This is a genomic window from Streptomyces sp. NPDC058092 (assembly GCF_042884935.1).
In the GTDB taxonomy this organism is placed as follows: Bacteria; Actinomycetota; Actinomycetes; order Streptomycetales; family Streptomycetaceae; genus Streptomyces.
In genome coordinates this window covers 41233-56563 of sequence record NZ_JBHVSY010000036.1, presented here as the reverse complement: position 1 = coordinate 56563, position 15331 = coordinate 41233, and the positions used below count along the sequence as shown (strand labels likewise).

General features: G+C 71.1%; 14 protein-coding genes and 3 pseudogenes. 9 read left to right on the top strand and 8 right to left on the bottom strand.

The features are described 5' to 3' along the window. Positions 1-54: 54 nt before the first annotated feature. Together ACFVV1_RS37260 and ACFVV1_RS37255 are read left to right on the top strand one after the other, a co-directional pair. Complete coding sequence (locus ACFVV1_RS37260; RefSeq protein WP_383762080.1) at positions 55-738, top strand: uracil-DNA glycosylase; 684 nt, start codon at positions 55-57, stop codon at positions 736-738. 149 nt (positions 739-887) lie between these two features. Continuing rightward, positions 888-1373 (top strand): hypothetical protein, encoded by a 486-nt coding sequence (locus ACFVV1_RS37255; RefSeq protein ID WP_389999010.1) that lies wholly within the window; start codon positions 888-890, stop codon positions 1371-1373. A 152-nt stretch (positions 1374-1525) separates the two neighbouring features. Here the strand turns inward: ACFVV1_RS37255 and ACFVV1_RS37250 are convergent, their stop codons facing one another. Next, entirely contained in the window at positions 1526-1975 is a 450-nt protein-coding gene (locus ACFVV1_RS37250) for a hypothetical protein (protein ID WP_389999007.1), read from the bottom strand. A 75-nt stretch (positions 1976-2050) separates the two neighbouring features. Continuing rightward, a pseudogene (locus ACFVV1_RS37245) lies at positions 2051-2667 on the bottom strand (TetR/AcrR family transcriptional regulator). Positions 2668-2751: 84 nt separating this feature from the next. Here ACFVV1_RS37245 and ACFVV1_RS37240 point away from each other — a divergent pair. The 3 genes and pseudogenes from ACFVV1_RS37240 (at position 2752) to ACFVV1_RS37230 (ending at position 5426) form a co-directional block, all read left to right on the top strand. Beyond that, positions 2752-3963: pseudogene (locus tag ACFVV1_RS37240) on the top strand (FAD-dependent monooxygenase). An 84-nt stretch (positions 3964-4047) separates the two neighbouring features. Further along, the gene (locus ACFVV1_RS37235) at positions 4048-4947 is read left to right on the top strand and encodes a Gfo/Idh/MocA family protein (protein ID WP_389999004.1); all 900 of its coding nucleotides are present in this window, start codon (positions 4048-4050) and stop codon (positions 4945-4947) included. Positions 4948-5078: 131 nt separating this feature from the next. Further along, the gene (locus ACFVV1_RS37230) at positions 5079-5426 is read left to right on the top strand and encodes a hypothetical protein (RefSeq protein ID WP_389999001.1); all 348 of its coding nucleotides are present in this window, start codon (positions 5079-5081) and stop codon (positions 5424-5426) included. 30 nt (positions 5427-5456) lie between these two features. Here the strand turns inward: ACFVV1_RS37230 and lnt are convergent, their stop codons facing one another. The 3 genes from lnt to ACFVV1_RS37215 form a co-directional block, all read right to left on the bottom strand. Next, the gene (gene lnt / locus ACFVV1_RS37225) at positions 5457-7079 is read right to left on the bottom strand and encodes an apolipoprotein N-acyltransferase (RefSeq protein ID WP_389998998.1); all 1623 of its coding nucleotides are present in this window, start codon (positions 7077-7079) and stop codon (positions 5457-5459) included. Between the two features lie 92 nt (positions 7080-7171). Beyond that, positions 7172-7669 (bottom strand): nuclear transport factor 2 family protein, encoded by a 498-nt coding sequence (locus ACFVV1_RS37220; RefSeq protein ID WP_389998995.1) that lies wholly within the window; start codon positions 7667-7669, stop codon positions 7172-7174. Positions 7670-7739: 70 nt separating this feature from the next. Then, on the bottom strand, positions 7740-8603 hold the full coding sequence (locus ACFVV1_RS37215; protein ID WP_389998992.1) for a universal stress protein: 864 nt from the start codon (positions 8601-8603) through the stop codon (positions 7740-7742). A gap of 237 nt (positions 8604-8840) precedes the next feature. Between ACFVV1_RS37215 and ACFVV1_RS37210 the strand changes: the two are divergent. Further along, a pseudogene (locus ACFVV1_RS37210) lies at positions 8841-9369 on the top strand (hypothetical protein); the annotation flags it as partial. A 390-nt stretch (positions 9370-9759) separates the two neighbouring features. Here ACFVV1_RS37210 and ACFVV1_RS37205 read toward each other — a convergent pair. Continuing rightward, positions 9760-10362, bottom strand: coding sequence for a TetR family transcriptional regulator (locus ACFVV1_RS37205; RefSeq protein ID WP_389999048.1), 603 nt, complete (start codon positions 10360-10362; stop codon positions 9760-9762). A gap of 104 nt (positions 10363-10466) precedes the next feature. On the opposite strand from ACFVV1_RS37205, the gene ACFVV1_RS37200 reads away from it, so the two are divergent. Beyond that, positions 10467-11405, top strand: coding sequence for an oxidoreductase (locus ACFVV1_RS37200; RefSeq protein WP_389998989.1), 939 nt, complete (start codon positions 10467-10469; stop codon positions 11403-11405). 140 nt (positions 11406-11545) lie between these two features. Next, on the top strand, positions 11546-11800 hold the full coding sequence (locus ACFVV1_RS37195; RefSeq protein WP_389998987.1) for a DUF1049 domain-containing protein: 255 nt from the start codon (positions 11546-11548) through the stop codon (positions 11798-11800). A gap of 90 nt (positions 11801-11890) precedes the next feature. Here the strand turns inward: ACFVV1_RS37195 and ACFVV1_RS37190 are convergent, their stop codons facing one another. Both ACFVV1_RS37190 and ACFVV1_RS37185 read right to left on the bottom strand, forming a co-directional pair. Further along, the gene (locus ACFVV1_RS37190) at positions 11891-12763 is read right to left on the bottom strand and encodes an undecaprenyl-diphosphate phosphatase (protein ID WP_389998984.1); all 873 of its coding nucleotides are present in this window, start codon (positions 12761-12763) and stop codon (positions 11891-11893) included. Between the two features lie 205 nt (positions 12764-12968). Continuing rightward, positions 12969-13682: a TVP38/TMEM64 family protein gene (locus ACFVV1_RS37185; RefSeq protein ID WP_389998981.1), complete on the bottom strand. Its 714-nt coding sequence runs from the start codon at positions 13680-13682 to the stop codon at positions 12969-12971. A 427-nt stretch (positions 13683-14109) separates the two neighbouring features. Here ACFVV1_RS37185 and tuf point away from each other — a divergent pair, with 427 nt between their 5' ends. Further along, complete coding sequence (gene tuf / locus ACFVV1_RS37180) at positions 14110-15279, top strand: elongation factor Tu (RefSeq protein ID WP_389998978.1); 1170 nt, start codon at positions 14110-14112, stop codon at positions 15277-15279. Positions 15280-15331 lie beyond the last annotated feature (52 nt).

Here is a 15331-nt window from a genome sequence, read left to right as displayed (position 1 = left end):
GGCCCCCGGTAGGTTCTCGGGTGAAGAACGTATTACCTACCGGAGGTTGTTGACGTGACCGACACCGACCTGCTGCCCGAGTCCTGGCGCGGCGTCCTCGGCGAAGAGCTGCAGAAGCCCTACTTCAAGGAGCTCACCGAGTTCGTCGAGGAGGAGCGGGCCAAGGGGCCGGTCTATCCGCCGCGCGACCAGGTGTTCGCCGCCCTGGAGGCCACGCCCTACGACAAGGTGAAGGTCCTCGTCCTGGGCCAGGACCCGTACCACGGAGAGGGACAGGGACACGGCCTGTGCTTCTCCGTGCGGCCGGGTGTGAAGACGCCGCCCTCCCTGCGGAACATCTACAAGGAGATGAACGACGAGCTCGGTCTGCCCGTCCCGGACAACGGGTATCTGATGCCGTGGGCCCAGCAGGGCGTCCTGCTGCTCAACGCCGTGCTGACGGTGCGCGCGGGCGAGGCCAACTCGCACAAGGGCAAGGGCTGGGAGAAGTTCACCGACGCGGTGATCCGCGCGGTCGCCTCGCGGCCCGATCCGGCGGTCTTCGTGCTCTGGGGCAACTACGCCCAGAAGAAGCTCCCGCTGATCGACGAGGAGCGCCACGCGGTGGTGAAGGGCGCGCACCCTTCACCGCTCTCCGCCAAGAAGTTCTTCGGCTCCCGTCCGTTCACACAGATCAACGAGGCGGTGGCGGCGCAGGGGCACGAGGCCATCGACTGGCGTATTCCCGACCTGGGCTGACGCCGCGGTCCGGGCCGGGGCCGGTGGCGGGCGCCCGGTGGACAGGCCCGGACGCCCGCCCGAGCCTCAGCGGGATTGGCCGCGGCTGCGGCTAGCGTCGATCGGGAACGGTCGGTCGGGAACGAGTGGACAGGGACAGGGAGGCCGCAGTGACGGAGCAGCGGGAGGCGTCGAAGGACGCCGTCATGACCAGGATCGGCCAGGCCATCATGCTCCTGCACGGCGGTGACCGGGAGGAGGCCCGCAATCGCTTCGGCGACCTCTGGTCGGAGATCGGCGCGGACGGTGACGCCCTGCACCGGTGCACCCTCGCCCACTACATGGCCGACACCCAGGACGACCCCGGTGATGAACTGGCCTGGGACCTACGGGCGTTGACCGCGGCTGACAGCTTGACCGACGAGCGGGCGACGCAGCACTCCGACGCGCTCGCGGTGCGGGCGTTCTATCCCTCGCTCCATCTCAATCTCGCGGCGGACTATGTGAAGCTCCAGCGTCCCGAGGCGGCCCGGATCCACCTTGACCGCGCGCACGCCGCCTCCGGCGTGCTCGCGGAGGACGGGTCGGACGACGGCTACGGGGGAGGGGTCCGGGCGGCGATCGTGCGGCTGGAGCTGAGGCTGCGGGAGATGTGAGCGGTGGGCCGGCCGTGGCGGCCGGGCCACCGCTCACTCTCCCGGCACCGGGAGAGTGGCGTTCCGGTATCGGACCGGCTTGTGTCTGCCGTGCCGGGTTCAGTCGTTGCTTTGCCGGTGCCGGACGACCGCTTGTGTCTGCCGCGCCGGGTTCAGTGGCCGTAGGTGTTCTCGCAGATCCGGGACTGCGGGCTGCCCGCCGGCCAGTGTCCGTACCCCCGTCCCAGTGCGCAGATGTCCGTTCCGGTGACGGGGGCCGGCGGGGCCGGGACGGTGGCGGTCACGGCGGGCGGGGCGTGACGCGGCCGGGGCTGGACCGCCCCGGGATGGTTCCATTGCCGCGGTGCGCGGGCCGCGGCGCGGCCGGTGTCCGGCGGTGCGCCCGCCGGGGTGGACGCGGCGGCGGACGGCGCGGGGAGCGGTACGGCTTCCAGACTGTCGTGGACCGGTGGCCGCGCGATCTGCGGCGCCAGGTACCGGGCGGGGCTGCTGTTCCGGGGCCGTGGCGGAACATCCGGCTGCGGGGTCACGGACACACAGCCGGACAGCGTCGTGACCGCCACGCCGACCAGGAGCTTCGCGGTGATTCTGGTTCGTTGCACCTGATCAACTCTGCTGTGCGGAAATGGCTTTCAGTGAGCCGGGAAGCCGGAATTGGCCCGCACGAGTGACGCCGGTCAGCGCAACGCCCCAGCGGATCCCAGCATCCCGCGCAGCAGTTCGGTGAAGCCGGTACGCAGTTCCTCCTCCGTCGGTACGGAGCGGTGGTACGACCCCGCGGCGCACGAGAACATCAGCCCCTCGCACCAGGCCACCAGGGACAGGGTGTGCCGCTCGGACTCGGCCGATCCGGCCGCCGTCATCAGCGCCATCAGCGGTTCGCGGAACTGCCGGCCCGTCGCGTCGAAGAACTCCCGCAGCTCGGGGCGGCGGGTGGCCTCCAGGGCGAGCTCGTAGCGGCAGACGAGCAGTTCGGGACGGCGGGTGAGATACCGGTGCAGGGCCGGCGCGAGACCGGCGGCCAGCGCCTCCGGGCCGTGTGCCTGCGCGGCGTCCGGAACCGGAAGTTCACCCGGGGCGAGCACCCGTGCCTCGAGATCCGCCAGCCGTCGCACCGTCGCCTCCAGCAGGGACTGCCGGGTGCGTGCGCAATTGGACGTCGACCCCTGGGGGAGCCCGGCGCGCTTGTCCCCCGCGCGTGGGTCAGCCCGCGCATTCCGCGTTCGGCGAGGAGCGCGAGGGCGGCATCGGTAATGAGATCGGCCCGGGAGGTGCCGGTGGTGCGTGTGACCATGGGGCCAACCTATTTGCGGTACTACGCCCGTAATGCGGTGAATAGGTCACTACGGGTGTAGTTTCGAGGATTCGAGGAGGAGCGATGGACCATCCCCACGCCGTCGTCATCGGCAGCGGAATCGGAGGCCTCACCACGGCGGTGGCCCTGCACAGGAGCGGTTGGCGGGTCACCGTTCTTTAGCGCGCCGCTTCCCTGGAACCCGTCGGCGCCGGTATCGCCCTGACCCCCAACTCCCAGCGCGCCCTGGACGTCATCGGTCTCGGCGACGAGATCAGGTCCCTCGCCGCCTGGCAGGGCGCGGGCGGCATGCGCACCCCGGGCGGCCGCCGGCTCTCCCGTACGAACAGCGCCGCCGCGACCGAGCGGTTCGGCGGCCCGATCGTCCTGCTGCACCGGGCCACCTTCGTCGACCGCCTCGTGGCCCGGCTCCCCGACTCCACCGTCCGCACCGGTGCCGCCGCGGAACTGCTGGACCCGGGCGTCGTGGGCGGTGCGCGTGCCGTGGTGCGGACGATGTCCGGGACCATCGAAGCCGATCTCGTGATCGGTGCCGACGGCATCAGGTCCGGCGTACGCGGCGTCCTCTTCCCGGCCCACCCCGGGCCCTCGTACGCCGGATTCACCACCTGGCGCCTCGTCGTCCCCGCGTGCGGGCGGCCCTTCGCCCCGCACGAGACCTGGGGGCGCGGCGCGCTCTGGGGCACGCAGCCGCTCAAGGACGGCCGGATCTACGCCTACGCGGCCGCCGTCGCCCCCGTCGGAACTCATGCCGCCGACGACGAGAAGGCGGAGCTGATGCGCCGGTTCGGCAGCTGGCACGACCCGATTCCCTCCGTCATCGCCGCCGCCGAGCCCGGCCAGGTGCTCCGTAACGACGTGCACCACCTGAACGACCCCCTGCCCTCCTTCCACCGGGGCCGCACCGTCCTCGTCGGCGACTCCGCGCATGCCATGGCCCCCAGCCTCGGCCAGGGCGGCAACCAGGCGGTCGAGGACGCCATCGTGCTCGCCCACCACGTGACGCCGGACCGGGACCTCGGCGCGGGCCTGGCCGCGTACACCGCCGACCGGCTGCCCCGCACAACGGCCATCGTCCGCCAGGCGGCAAAGGCCTCCCGGCTGATGCGCCGGACCGGCGCCCCGGCCGTATTGCTGCGCGACGCCCTGATTGCCGTCGTCTCGCGGCTCGGGCCCGCTCTCGTCCTGCGCACCTTCGACGACATCGCGGACTGGCGGCCGCCGGGGCACCCGTATGCTGCCCGGACGAAGGACGCGCACCGGCCACCGCGGTAGACATCGGCTCGAACAGCCCGACGGGCACCCTCACCCGGTGAACTCCGCGCCGGCCGGCGCCGAATCAGTGAGAGGGAGACCCCCGTGAAGGTCGGCTGCATCGGGCTCGGCGACATCGCGCAGAAGGCGTATCTGCCGGTTCTGACCACCCTGCCCGGGGTCGAACTGCATCTGCAGACCCGCACCCCCGCCACCCTGACGGCGGTCGCCGAGGCCCACCGGATCCCGTCCGGACAGTGCCACACCGACCTCGGATCGCTGCTCTCCGAGGGCCTGGACGCCGCGTTCGTCCACGCGCCCACCGCCGTACATCCGGAGATCGTGGGGCGGCTGCTGGACGCGGGCGTCGCCACCTACGTCGACAAGCCGCTGGCCTATGAACTCGCCGATTCCGCGAGGCTGGTGAGCCTGGCCGAGGAGCGCGGGGCGAGCCTCGCCGTCGGATTCAACCGCAGGCTCGCGCCCGGATACGCGCAGTGCGCCGAGCACCCGCGCGAGCTGATCCTCATGCAGAAGAACCGGGTCGGCCTGCCCGAGGAACCACGCACCATGGTGCTCGACGACTTCATCCATGTCGTCGACACCCTGCGCTTCCTCGCCCCGGGGCCGATCGAGCACACCGTCGTACAGGCCAGGATCCGTGACGGTCTGATGCACCACGTCGTGCTGCAGCTGTCCGGTGACGGATTCACCGCGATCGGCCTGATGAACCGGCTCAGCGGCTCGGCCGAGGAACGGCTGGAGGTCTCCGGCCAGGACTCCAAGCGCGAGGTCGTGAACCTCGCCGAGGTGATCGATCACAAGGGCCAGCCGAGCGTACGCCGGCGCGGCGACTGGGTTCCGGTGGCCCGTCAGCGCGGCATCGAGCAGAGCGTGCTGTCGTTCCTGGACGCCGTACGGGCAGGAAAGGTACTGAGCGCCAGGGACGCCCTGCAGACGCACGAGCTGTGCGAGCGCGTCCTGCGCGACCTGGACTGCGCCTAGGCAGGAGGGTGCTGAAGGTCGGGCCCGGCCAGGACCTTCAGCACTCTCCTGGGCTTTGTGCTCCGGGATGCGTCGGGACCCGCTCCGGTGCAGGCTGAGGAAATGGACCACCGGCCCGTGGAGGTGACCTCGTGAGGCCCCACGACGAGCCAAAGGGCTGGGGAGCCCTCCAGCCGCCGCCCGGCTACTACTCGGCCGACGGGCGACCGCCCGACGCCATGCAGCGCGGTCTGATCCTCGACTGGGCGGTCAATCAGCGGATCGCGAGCGGCTGGCGTGTGGAGTCGCGGTCCGAGACACAGGTCGTCATGGTCCGGGGCCGGCCGCTCAACCATGTGCTGCACGCCCTCCTGATGGTGTTCACCTGCTTTCTCTGGGGCGCGGTGTGGCTGGTGCTGGCCGTGATCAACAAGGTCGAGCGGGTCTCGCTCACCGTCGACGCCCAGGGGCACATCATCTCCGTGAACGGCCCGGGATAGTCGGGCGGCCGCCCCCCTCCCCACCCGGGCTCACACCGCGGGCCCGTCGCGTGAGCCGACCACCGGAGCCTCCGCATCCCTCGCACCGCCCGGCCCGCCCCCGTCCCGCCTCCTGAGCATCCGCACGCCCTCGCACGCGAAGAACACGGCCAGCACCGCCCACGCCCCGTGCACCGGCCAGTCGCCCAGCCGCACATAGAGGGTGGTACCGGACGCCAGCGGTACGTCGAACACCGCGGCCCCACTCGTATGTGTACCGAGCGGGGCACCGATCCGAGCGCCCTGCGGGCCGTACACCGCACTGACGCCGGTGAGCGTGGCATGCACCATCGGGCGGCCGTTCTCGGCGGCCCGCAGCGCCCCGAGCGAGGCGTGCTGTTCGGGAGCCCAGCTGTGCTGGAACGTCGCGGTCGAGGACTGGGCGATCAGGATTTGCGTGCCGTCCCGGGTCAGCCGCCGGCTCATGTCCGGGAACGCGGACTCGAAGCAGATCAGCGGCCCGACACGCAGCCCCTTCCCGCCATCGGCTCCGGGGATCCACATCGTGACCGGGTGGGTGCCGCGCAGCCGGTCCTGGCCCGCCGCCTTGCCCACGGACGTGGCCCACCCGAGCACCGAACGGGCCGGGACGTACTCCCCGAACGGCACCAGGCGCATCTTGTCGTACCGCTCTCCCGTCAGCCCGTGCGGACCCACCAGCACCGCGGACTTGAAGATCCCCGTCCGACCCGATGCGTCGGTCTGCCGGGCGTCCATGTTGACCAGCACATCCGCGCCCACCCGACGCGACAGGGCCGCGATCCGGGCGGTGATGTCCGGGTGTTGGGAGAGATCCACCCCGACACTGCTCTCGCCCCACACCACCAGATCGAGACCGCGTCCCGCCAGCGATCCGGTCAGCCGCTCACTGACGGCGAGCCGTCGCTCGACGCTGTGGGGACCCGCGAGCACACCCGGCTGCACGACGGCGACCCTGGCCACGCCCGACGGCTCCGGCCGCGGCGCCCACCGGACCATCGCCCCCACCGCCAGGGCGCACGTCACGACGGAGACGGCGGCGACCGTCCGGGCGGCCGCGCTCACGAACAGCAGGACGACGACGGTGTTCACAGCGACCACGAGAAGACTCACCAGCCACACCCCGCCGACCGATGCCACACGGAGCGCCGGAGCCACCTCCCACTGGCTTGCGCCGAGCAGCCCCCAGGGACCGCCGAGCCCCTCCCAGGAGCGGGCCAGCTCGATCATCAGCCAGCCGCACGGCACCACCACGACCGCGGCCGCCGCGGATGCGACGCGCACCCGCCCGTGCAGAGTCCGGAAGACCAGCAGCCCCCACGGCGCCCACAGCAGACCGAGCAGGGCCGCCAGGATCACGATGAACACATGGAGACTCGGCATCAGCCAGTGATGCACGGCGAGCAGATAGCCCATCCCGCCGAGCCAGCCGTCGAGCGCCGCCCGGCGCCTCGTACCGGCGGACCGGATCAGCAGCAGCCACGGCACCAGAGCGACGTAGGCGAGCCACCACAGGGAAGGGGCGGGGAACGCGAGCGCGGGCAGCGCACCGGCGAGCAGAGCGATGCAGCCGCGCCACCCTCCGGACCGCAGAATCCGCTGCCACCGCTCGGGCCGACCCGCCGGAATCCGCATGCCGCGCCTCCCTGATCAGCAGTGTCGCCCCTGGGCTCCCGTTGCGCAGCTCTTCCCCGGAGCCGGCGAGCGGAAGCACCCGGTGGGCGGGTTCAGCCCGCGACGTGCGAGCCCGCTGTGCCGCGCCACTTCTCGTCGACGGTCACGGTACGGATCCCCCAGCCGCTCCCCGTACGCGACAGGGTGAAGGCGTACCGCCCGCCGGAGACGAAATTCGGCGCGCCCGCCCCCGTCCCGGAACCGCCCTCGCTGCCCGTCGTGCCCTCCAGCCGCATCGGGTTCAGGTAGTCGGCCCGCACCTCGGCGCGGTCGCCCGGGTAGCCGCCCAGATCCTGGATGTCGAGCCGGCGGTTGACGATCAGATGCTGGCGTACGGGGAAGAGCCGCATGGTCTCCGCAAGCCACTGGGCGACCTCGGTGGCGGGCCCTTCGATGCCGCCCGCGCTGCGGTAGTCGGCGCGGCCGTCCGCGGTGAACAGGGCCCGGTAGTCCGCCCATGCGCCGTCGTCCACCGCCCTCGCATAGCCGGTGATCACTGCATCGATGGACAGCTGGTCCATCACGGTCGAGAGATCCACGCGCTGCGTCATCGGGTCAGTGTCCGCCCGCTGGAGTGCGAGGCCAAGGGGGCGTGCACGCACGGGCGGGTCGGCTCCGCTGTCAGCAAGGCACCACGGCCACCGGGCCGAGCGCGTGCGTGAGCGTGGTCTGTGCGACGGGGGAGAGCCCGAGCCCGAGGGACTCACCGCCCTTGCGCCGCCCGATCACGGTCAGCGCCGCGGTCGCCGAGGCCGTGACCAGGGTGCGTGCGGCGGAGCCGCCGACCGGTTCCCTGACGACCTCGACCTGCGGGTACCTCTCCTGCCGGCCCGCGGTGAGTTCGGCGAGGGTGCGCGCGGCCGCGCCCGCCGCCGCGTCCCGGTCGAAGACGGGACCGCCGGACAGCATCGAGGAGAACATCGTCCAGCCGTGCACGATCCGCAGCCGCGCACCCGGCCGGGACGCGGCCGTCGCGAAGGCGAAGTCCAGCACCGCTTCACTGCTCTCGTCGGCGGCCACGCCCGCGACGATGTCGGGGTAGGCCTCCGCCGCCTCCCCCTCGTCCTCTTCCGACGGTCCGCTGTGGATGACGACCACGGGGCACTTGGCCATCGAGGCGGTCGCCAGGCTGTTGGAGCCGAGCATCAGGGACCGGAAACCGCCCAGACCGCGCGAGCCGACAACCACCAGCGACGCGTCGCGGCTGAGCGCGGTGAGCGCTGCCGCGGGGAAGTCCAGCGGTGCGAGCGTCGTCGGGTGCAGATCCGGAGCGATCTCGCACACCCTCCGTACGGACCGGGTGAGCAGCTCCTCCGCCCCGCGCTGCTGCGTCTCCCGGACGGCGGGCCGGGTCGGCGTCCGGGCGTGCACGATCACCAGCGCGAGCCCCCGGCGGACGGCTTCGCGCGCGGCCCAGTCGAGTGCCTCGCTGCTGTGCGACGAGCCGTCGACGGCTGCGATCACGGGACGATCGGCTGTGGTCATGATTCCCTCCAGATTCCAGCGGTACGTGTCCCAGACTGATGCGCGCACGAGCCGTACGGCAGGGCCGTTCGGCCCCTTCTGCCCGGGCCGGCTGCCCGGACCGGCCGACTCGTGTCCGGCCGGGGCATGCCCCGTACGCTACGGGCGGTCGTGGTCCGCCGGACGGCACCGCCGGTACTCCGCGCGGCGTAGGACGACCGCCTCCGCCGGTACGACGTCCGCCGCGGCGGACCGGGGATGCTTCGGGCCACGGAGAACCAGTCCGCAGTGGAGACGGCCGTGCCCGGGCCCGCGAGCGCCGGGCAGCCGCCCCTCATTGCCGAGTGGCGTCGGCTGCGCCCCGTCGAAGCACACTGTTATGTGACGGGAGCGGTGCTCGTCGGCTCCGGGCTGTTCCACCTCGTCGTCCTCGCCGCCGACGACGGTCCCTGGGAGGGCCCGGTGTCCTGGCGCAGGCTTCGGGTTCTCCTTCGGCCTGACGCTCGCCGCGGTGACCTGGGTGTCCTCGTACGTGCGGCTCGGGAACCGGGTCCGGGCCGTGCTGCTCGGGCTGTTCGTCGCAGACTGCGTGCTGGAGGTCGGCGGCATCACGCTGCAGGCGTGGCGCGGCGTACCGTCCCACTTCAACAGGGAGACCCCGTTCGACACCGCGGTCTCCATGTCGCTGGCTGTCGGCGGGGGACTGCTGGTCGGCATCCTCGCCACTCTCGCGATCGCCTCGTTCACCCGGCGCCCGCAGGGGCCCGCCGGTATGGCCCTCGCTCTGGGGCGAGTACCTCGGCAGCCCCAACGAAGAGCTGATCGACCACGTACGAACCCTCGCCTCCCCGCTGCAGGCTCGGCATCCTGAGCAACAGCTTCGTCGATGCCCGGGAACGCGAGGAGAAGGTGTACGGCTTTCGAATCTGGTGGACGACATCGTCTACTCGCACGAGCCGGCATCTGCAAGCCCGAAGCGGGCGCGTTCGAAGTGTCGTGCACCCGGTTGAGGTTCGGCCCGCGGACTGTCCCTTCATCGACGATGTCACGGTCAACGTCACCGCGGCGGAGGCGGCCGGTATGCGGGGGCTCCTGTTCGAGTCCAACGCAGAGACGAATCCAACCGAGTGTCAGGCGGCCCTGTTGTCGCAGTTCTGCGCTGTCATGCCGGTCGGGTTCAACTCGGCTCCCCCGTCGTGCGGGCGGCGTCCAACGCCGGGGCGATCACGGCGAAGGCCCGGTCGATCAGTTCGGCGGGGTCCTCGGCACCGTCGCTTCCGCTCCACCGTTGCAGCACGGCGTCGAAGGCGGTCAGGGCCATCCCGGCGGCCAGCTGTGGGTACAGATCGGCGTCGGGGTCGAGCCCCAGGCGGCGCGCCAACTCCACTGTCAGGTCGTCGCGCCACCGCGCCTGGCGTTCCAGGAAGCGTGCGAGCAGGGCGGGGGTACGCAGAATCAGCTGCACCACGCGTAGTGCCCTGTCGGAGTGGTCGGCGCAGGCAGTGACGGGGACCGAGACGGCGTGCAGCAGTGCCACGGAGGGCCGCTCCTCGATGGGGCGGGCCGCCAACTCTGCGCGAATTCCGGTGCCCATGTCGGCCAGGAATCGGACGACCACGTCCTCCTTCGACGCGAAGTACCGGAAGAACGTTCGCTTGGACACGCCGGCGCTGGTCACGATCTCGTCGATGGTGACTACGTCGAACCCCTTCAGCGCCAGAAGTTGCAGCGCTGCTTCCGTCAGCTCGTTCGAGACGAGCTGACGCTTGCGCTGGGCCATGGTCACTTCAGGACGGGAACTCACCGAACCATGGTAATGCCATGCCCCGCATGGCACTCGGTAGCGTATTGACACTTGATGCCACTAGAGGCAGCCTATGCCGCATGACACAGCAGCAGCGCTGGACTCCCGAGCAGATCCCGGACCAGACGAAGCGGGTGTTCGTCGTCACCGGAGCCAACAGCGGTCTCGGCCTGGCGACCACCCGGGCGCTCGTCCGCCAGGGTGGGCACGTGATCCTCGCGGTACGCGACGAGGGAAAGGGTCACCGGGCGGTCGCAGAGATCGCCGCAGAGCAGCCGGGCGCCGGCCTCGAGGTGCGCCACCTCGACCTGGCCGATCTCGACTCGGTCCGAGCCTTCGCCGACCAGTTGCACACCGATCATCCGCGGCTCGACGTGCTCGTCAACAACGCCGGCGTGATGGCGCCGCCTCGATCACTCAGCGCGCAGGGCCACGAGTTGCAGTTCGCCTGCAACCACCTCGGCCACTTCGCGCTCACCGGGTTGCTGCTCGACCTGCTGACCGTCGGGCGCGACCCCCGCGTGGTCACGGTGAGTTCGATCAACCACCGGCAGGGGCGTATCCACTTCGATGACCTCGCCGGTGAGCGCAGGTACAAACCCATGGCCTTCTACAACCAGTCGAAGCTCGCCAATGCCGTCTTCGGACAGGAACTCCACCGGCGGCTGACCGAGGCCGGCAGCCCCGTGCGCAGCTTGCTGGCCCATCCCGGCTATACCGCCACCAACCTGCAGAGGAGTGCACCGATCGCCCTGTGGCGGGTGGTATTCGGCCGCATCGGCAACCCGCTGTTCGCCCAGACCCCGGCCCATGGCGCGTTGCCACAGTTGTACGCGGCGACCGACCCGAATGTGGAGGGCGGCCAGTTCATCGGGCCAGACGGCCCGGCCGAGCTGCGCGGCGGACCGACGCGGGTGCAGTTGTCCCCCGCAGCGGCCGATGCCGGGACCGGCCGCCGTCTGTGGGAGTTGTCGGAACAATTGACCGACGTGCGGTTCGTGTTTCCGACTCCTGTCTAGGCCGTGATCCACGGGTGGCGGTCTGTGGTCCCGGGCGCGCGCCCCCGAGCTACCAAGAGGCCCCCTTCCTGCCCGCATCGCAGAGAGCAATGAATGCGGCCTGTCAGGACTAATCACCTGAATCGCTCAATACTGGATTCATGGCACAGAAGATGTCTCGACCCCACGCGCCGCCCACCCTCTCCGTCAAGGGCCAGGACGTACGCATACGCACCATCGGGATCGTGGTGCTGACGGGAGTTGCGATCTGGTTCATCGCCGCGAACACCAAATCGGTCGGCATTCGCCTGTGGGTCCCCACCGTCACCCTGCCGCTCTGGGCGGTACTGACCGTGACCCTGCTTGTCGGGCTGCTCATGGGCGGGTTGATGGCCCACCGCCGTGCGAAGCGCTGAGCCCACGGACGGGAAGCCGACCCGGGGGCTCGCGGCTATGTGCACGTACGTGCCGACCTGCGAGCCCGGCGTGTTCCGATAAGGAAGGACCTACCCCGCCGACTCGCCCGCGTGCGGGCTCAGAACCCCGGCGCCGACCAGGATGAAGAGCAGAATGCCCAGCAGCACGCGGTAGATGACGAACGGCATGAAGCTCTTGGTCGTGATGAACTTCATGAACCACGCGATGACGGCGTACCCCACGCCGAACGCGATGAACGTCGCGAAGATCGTCGGCCCCCACGACACATGTCCCTCACCCGCGTCCTTCAGCTCGAAGACACCCGAGGCCAGCACCGCCGGGATCGCCAGCAGGAAGGAGTAGCGGGCCGCCGCCTCGCGGGTGTACCCCATCAGCAGACCGCCGCTGATGGTGGCGCCGGAGCGGGAGACACCCGGGATCAGGGCCATGGCCTGGCAGAAACCGAAGATCAGGCCGTCCTTGACGCCGAGTTCCTTGAGCGTCTTGCGCTCCTTGCTGGCCCGGTGCCTGCCCCCCGCCTCGTCACGGGCGGCGAGGCGGTCGGCGATGCCGAGGACGATGCCCATGACGATCAGCGTGGTGGCAATCAGCCGAAGATCGCGGAAGGGCCCCTCGATCTGGTCCTTGAACGTCACACCGAGCACGCCGATGGGGATGGAGCCGACGATGACCAGCCAGCCCATCTGGGCGTCGTGGTCGCCGCGCATCGACCGGTCCATCAGCGAGCGGAACCAGGCCGAGACGATCCGGACGATGTCCTTGCGGAAGTAGATGAGGACGGCCGCCTCCGTGCCGATCTGGGTGATGGCGGTGAACGCCGCACCCGGGTCGTGCCAGCCGGCGAACGCGGCGGTCAGCCGCAGATGCGCGCTGGAGGAGATCGGCAGGAACTCGGTCAGTCCCTGAACGAGGCCCAGGACGAACGATTCGAACCAGCTCATGGGGCTTTGGCCATCCCGGAGGTGATCGTGCATCGGCCGACGGGCATGGGTGCCGTCGGCCATGTGCGGATTTGCGGTCGAATGAGGGCAGGGCCGTGCCGCGCCCGGAGATCTTCGGTCGGTCGCGGGCAGGGTATCGCCCTCAGATGAACAGCTTTACGCGTACCCCGTGCCGCCCCGGCTGCCCGCTCCGGCTCGTACCGGCTCACTCGGCGGCGAGGCGGTGGCGCTTGCGCCAGGCGACGACGGCCGCGCCGAGCCCCGTCAGCACGATGAAGCCCATCGCCGCCAGGAACGCGGGCGATGTCGGTGACGAGGCCTCGCTGCCCGCGACGACATACGCGGCGGTGTTCGGGACCGAGCCGAGCCCGGTGGCGGCCAGGAACGGCGGATACCCCATGCGCGAGACCGCCGCGCAGTAGTTGGCCGCCGCGAACGGGACACCGGGGAACAGCCGCAGCGCCAGCATCGAGCGGAAACCGTGCCGGCTCAGCTGACCGTCCGCCGCCCTGAGCCAGCGCCCGCGCAGCAGCGTACGGAGCGCGTCCTGCCCGAGCACCCTGCCCAGCCCGAACGAGATGCCCGCGCCGAGAACCGTGCCCGCCAGCGCCGCGGCCAGACCCGCCTGCGAACCGAAGAGCGCGCCCGCGGCGACATTGAGCAGGGGCCGCGGTACGAAGGCCACGGTGCACGCGCCGTACGCGACACCGAACAGCACGACCGCGGCGGTGCCCCCGCTCAGCCGGCCGGGCCAGTCGGCGGCGAGCAGCCGCTGGGGTTCGAGGAGCAGCATCGCCGCCGCGGCGGCCAGCAGCACCACCACGAGCAGCGAGAACCGGGACCAGGGCGACAGCAGCGCCCTCGTGCAGCGCGCGGCGAGACCGGTGGCGGGCCGGGCGGCGGGGACGGGGTCGAGCATGCGGGGAGACTAACCGACGCCCGTGGGTGATCGCCGCAACGCGAACGGTACGGGCGGCCCGTACCACTCCCGGAGCCCTGCGGAACGTCGTGCCTCCGACGGCGGCCGGATGCCGAACTCCCGTATCCCGCCCGCGATGTCCGCCGGAAAAGCGTTGGACGCCGCCACATCCCTCGGCCATGATCGGACCCATGTTCCGGTACGCCTTTCCCGCAGCGAGGTCCGCAGTCGCGGACGCGCCGAAGGCTGCCGTGAACTCCGTCATCGCAGCGGCATTTGTCGCAGCGGCAGCATTCACCGCTGCCGCGGCGCCCATCGGCGGCGCCCGAAGCTGACCCTCCCCCGACAGTCCGGCGGACCCCGTAAGGGGAGGGTCGGCGGGGCCCTGGGGTCTTCTCTCTCAGCTTCGAATTCCAAGGAATGAGCCATGCCCAAGACGGCATACGTGCGCACCAAGCCGCACCTCAACATCGGCACCATGGGCCACGTCGACCATGGCAAGACCACCCTGACCGCCGCCATCACCAAGGTCCTCAGCGACCGCGGAACCGGCACGTACGTCCCGTTCGACCGGATCGACCGGGCGCCGGAGGAGACGCAGCGCGGCATCACCATCAACATCGCGCACGTCGAGTACGAGACCGACACCCGTCACTACGCCCATGTCGACATGCCGGGCCACGCCGACTACATCAAGAACATGGTCACCGGCGCCGCCCAGCTCGACGGGGCGATCCTCGTCGTCTCCGCGCTCGACGGGATCATGCCGCAGACCGCCGAGCACGTCCTGCTCGCCCGGCAGGTGGGCGTCGACCACATCGTCGTGGCCCTCAACAAGGCCGACGCGGGCGACTCCGAGCTGACCGACCTGGTCGAGCTGGAGGTCCGCGAGCTGCTCTCCGCGCACGGCTACGGCGGTGACTCCGTCCCCGTGGTACGCGTGTCGGGCCTGAAGGCCTTGGAGGGCGACCCGCGCTGGACCGCGGCCGTCGAGGCACTGCTGGACGCCGTCGACACGTACGTGCCGATGCCGGTCCGCTACACCGACGCGCCGTTCCTGCTGTCGGTGGAGAACGTCCTGACCATCACCGGCCGGGGCACCGTCGTCACCGGAGCCGTCGAGCGCGGCACCGTGCGGGTCGGCGACCGGGTGTCGGTGCTGGGTCCGGACATCGAGACGGTCGTCACCGGTCTGGAGACCTTCGGGAAGCCGATGGAGTCCGCCGAGGCCGGCGACAACGTGGCGCTGCTGCTGCGCGGCGTGGAGCGCGACCGGGTCCGCCGCGGCCATGTGGTCGCGGCGCCCGGCAGCGTGACGCCGAGCCGCCGCTTCACCGCGCAGGTGTACGTCCTGTCGGCGCGGGAGGGCGGCCGGACCACGCCGGTCACCACCGGCTACCGGCCGCAGTTCTACATCCGCACCGCGGACGTCGTCGGAGACGTCGACCTCGGTGCGGTGGCGGTGGCGCGCCCCGGCGACACGGTCGACCTGACCGTCGAACTGGGCCGTGACGTCCCGCTGGAGACCGGACTCGGCTTCGCGATCCGCGAGGGCGGCCGCACCGTCGGCGCGGGCACCGTCACCGGACTGCTCTGACGCGTGCCGCACCAAGGGCCCGCCTCCCGTACCCCACGGGAGGCGGGCCCGA

Excerpts from the sequence above, each read along its gene's own strand:
- lnt (WP_389998998.1), bottom strand. The coding sequence starts at position 7,079 with ATGCGGATTCCGGCGGGTCGGCCCGAGCGGTGGCAGCGGATTCTGCGG.
- ACFVV1_RS37220 (WP_389998995.1), bottom strand. The coding sequence starts at position 7,669 with ATGACGCAGCGCGTGGATCTCTCGACCGTGATGGACCAGCTGTCCATC.
- ACFVV1_RS37215 (WP_389998992.1), bottom strand. The coding sequence starts at position 8,603 with ATGACCACAGCCGATCGTCCCGTGATCGCAGCCGTCGACGGCTCGTCG.
- ACFVV1_RS37205 (WP_389999048.1), bottom strand. The coding sequence starts at position 10,362 with ATGGCCCAGCGCAAGCGTCAGCTCGTCTCGAACGAGCTGACGGAAGCA.
- ACFVV1_RS37200 (WP_389998989.1), top strand. The coding sequence starts at position 10,467 with ATGACACAGCAGCAGCGCTGGACTCCCGAGCAGATCCCGGACCAGACG.
- ACFVV1_RS37195 (WP_389998987.1), top strand. The coding sequence starts at position 11,546 with ATGGCACAGAAGATGTCTCGACCCCACGCGCCGCCCACCCTCTCCGTC.
- ACFVV1_RS37190 (WP_389998984.1), bottom strand. The coding sequence starts at position 12,763 with ATGAGCTGGTTCGAATCGTTCGTCCTGGGCCTCGTTCAGGGACTGACC.
- ACFVV1_RS37185 (WP_389998981.1), bottom strand. The coding sequence starts at position 13,682 with ATGCTCGACCCCGTCCCCGCCGCCCGGCCCGCCACCGGTCTCGCCGCG.
- tuf (WP_389998978.1), top strand. The coding sequence starts at position 14,110 with ATGCCCAAGACGGCATACGTGCGCACCAAGCCGCACCTCAACATCGGC.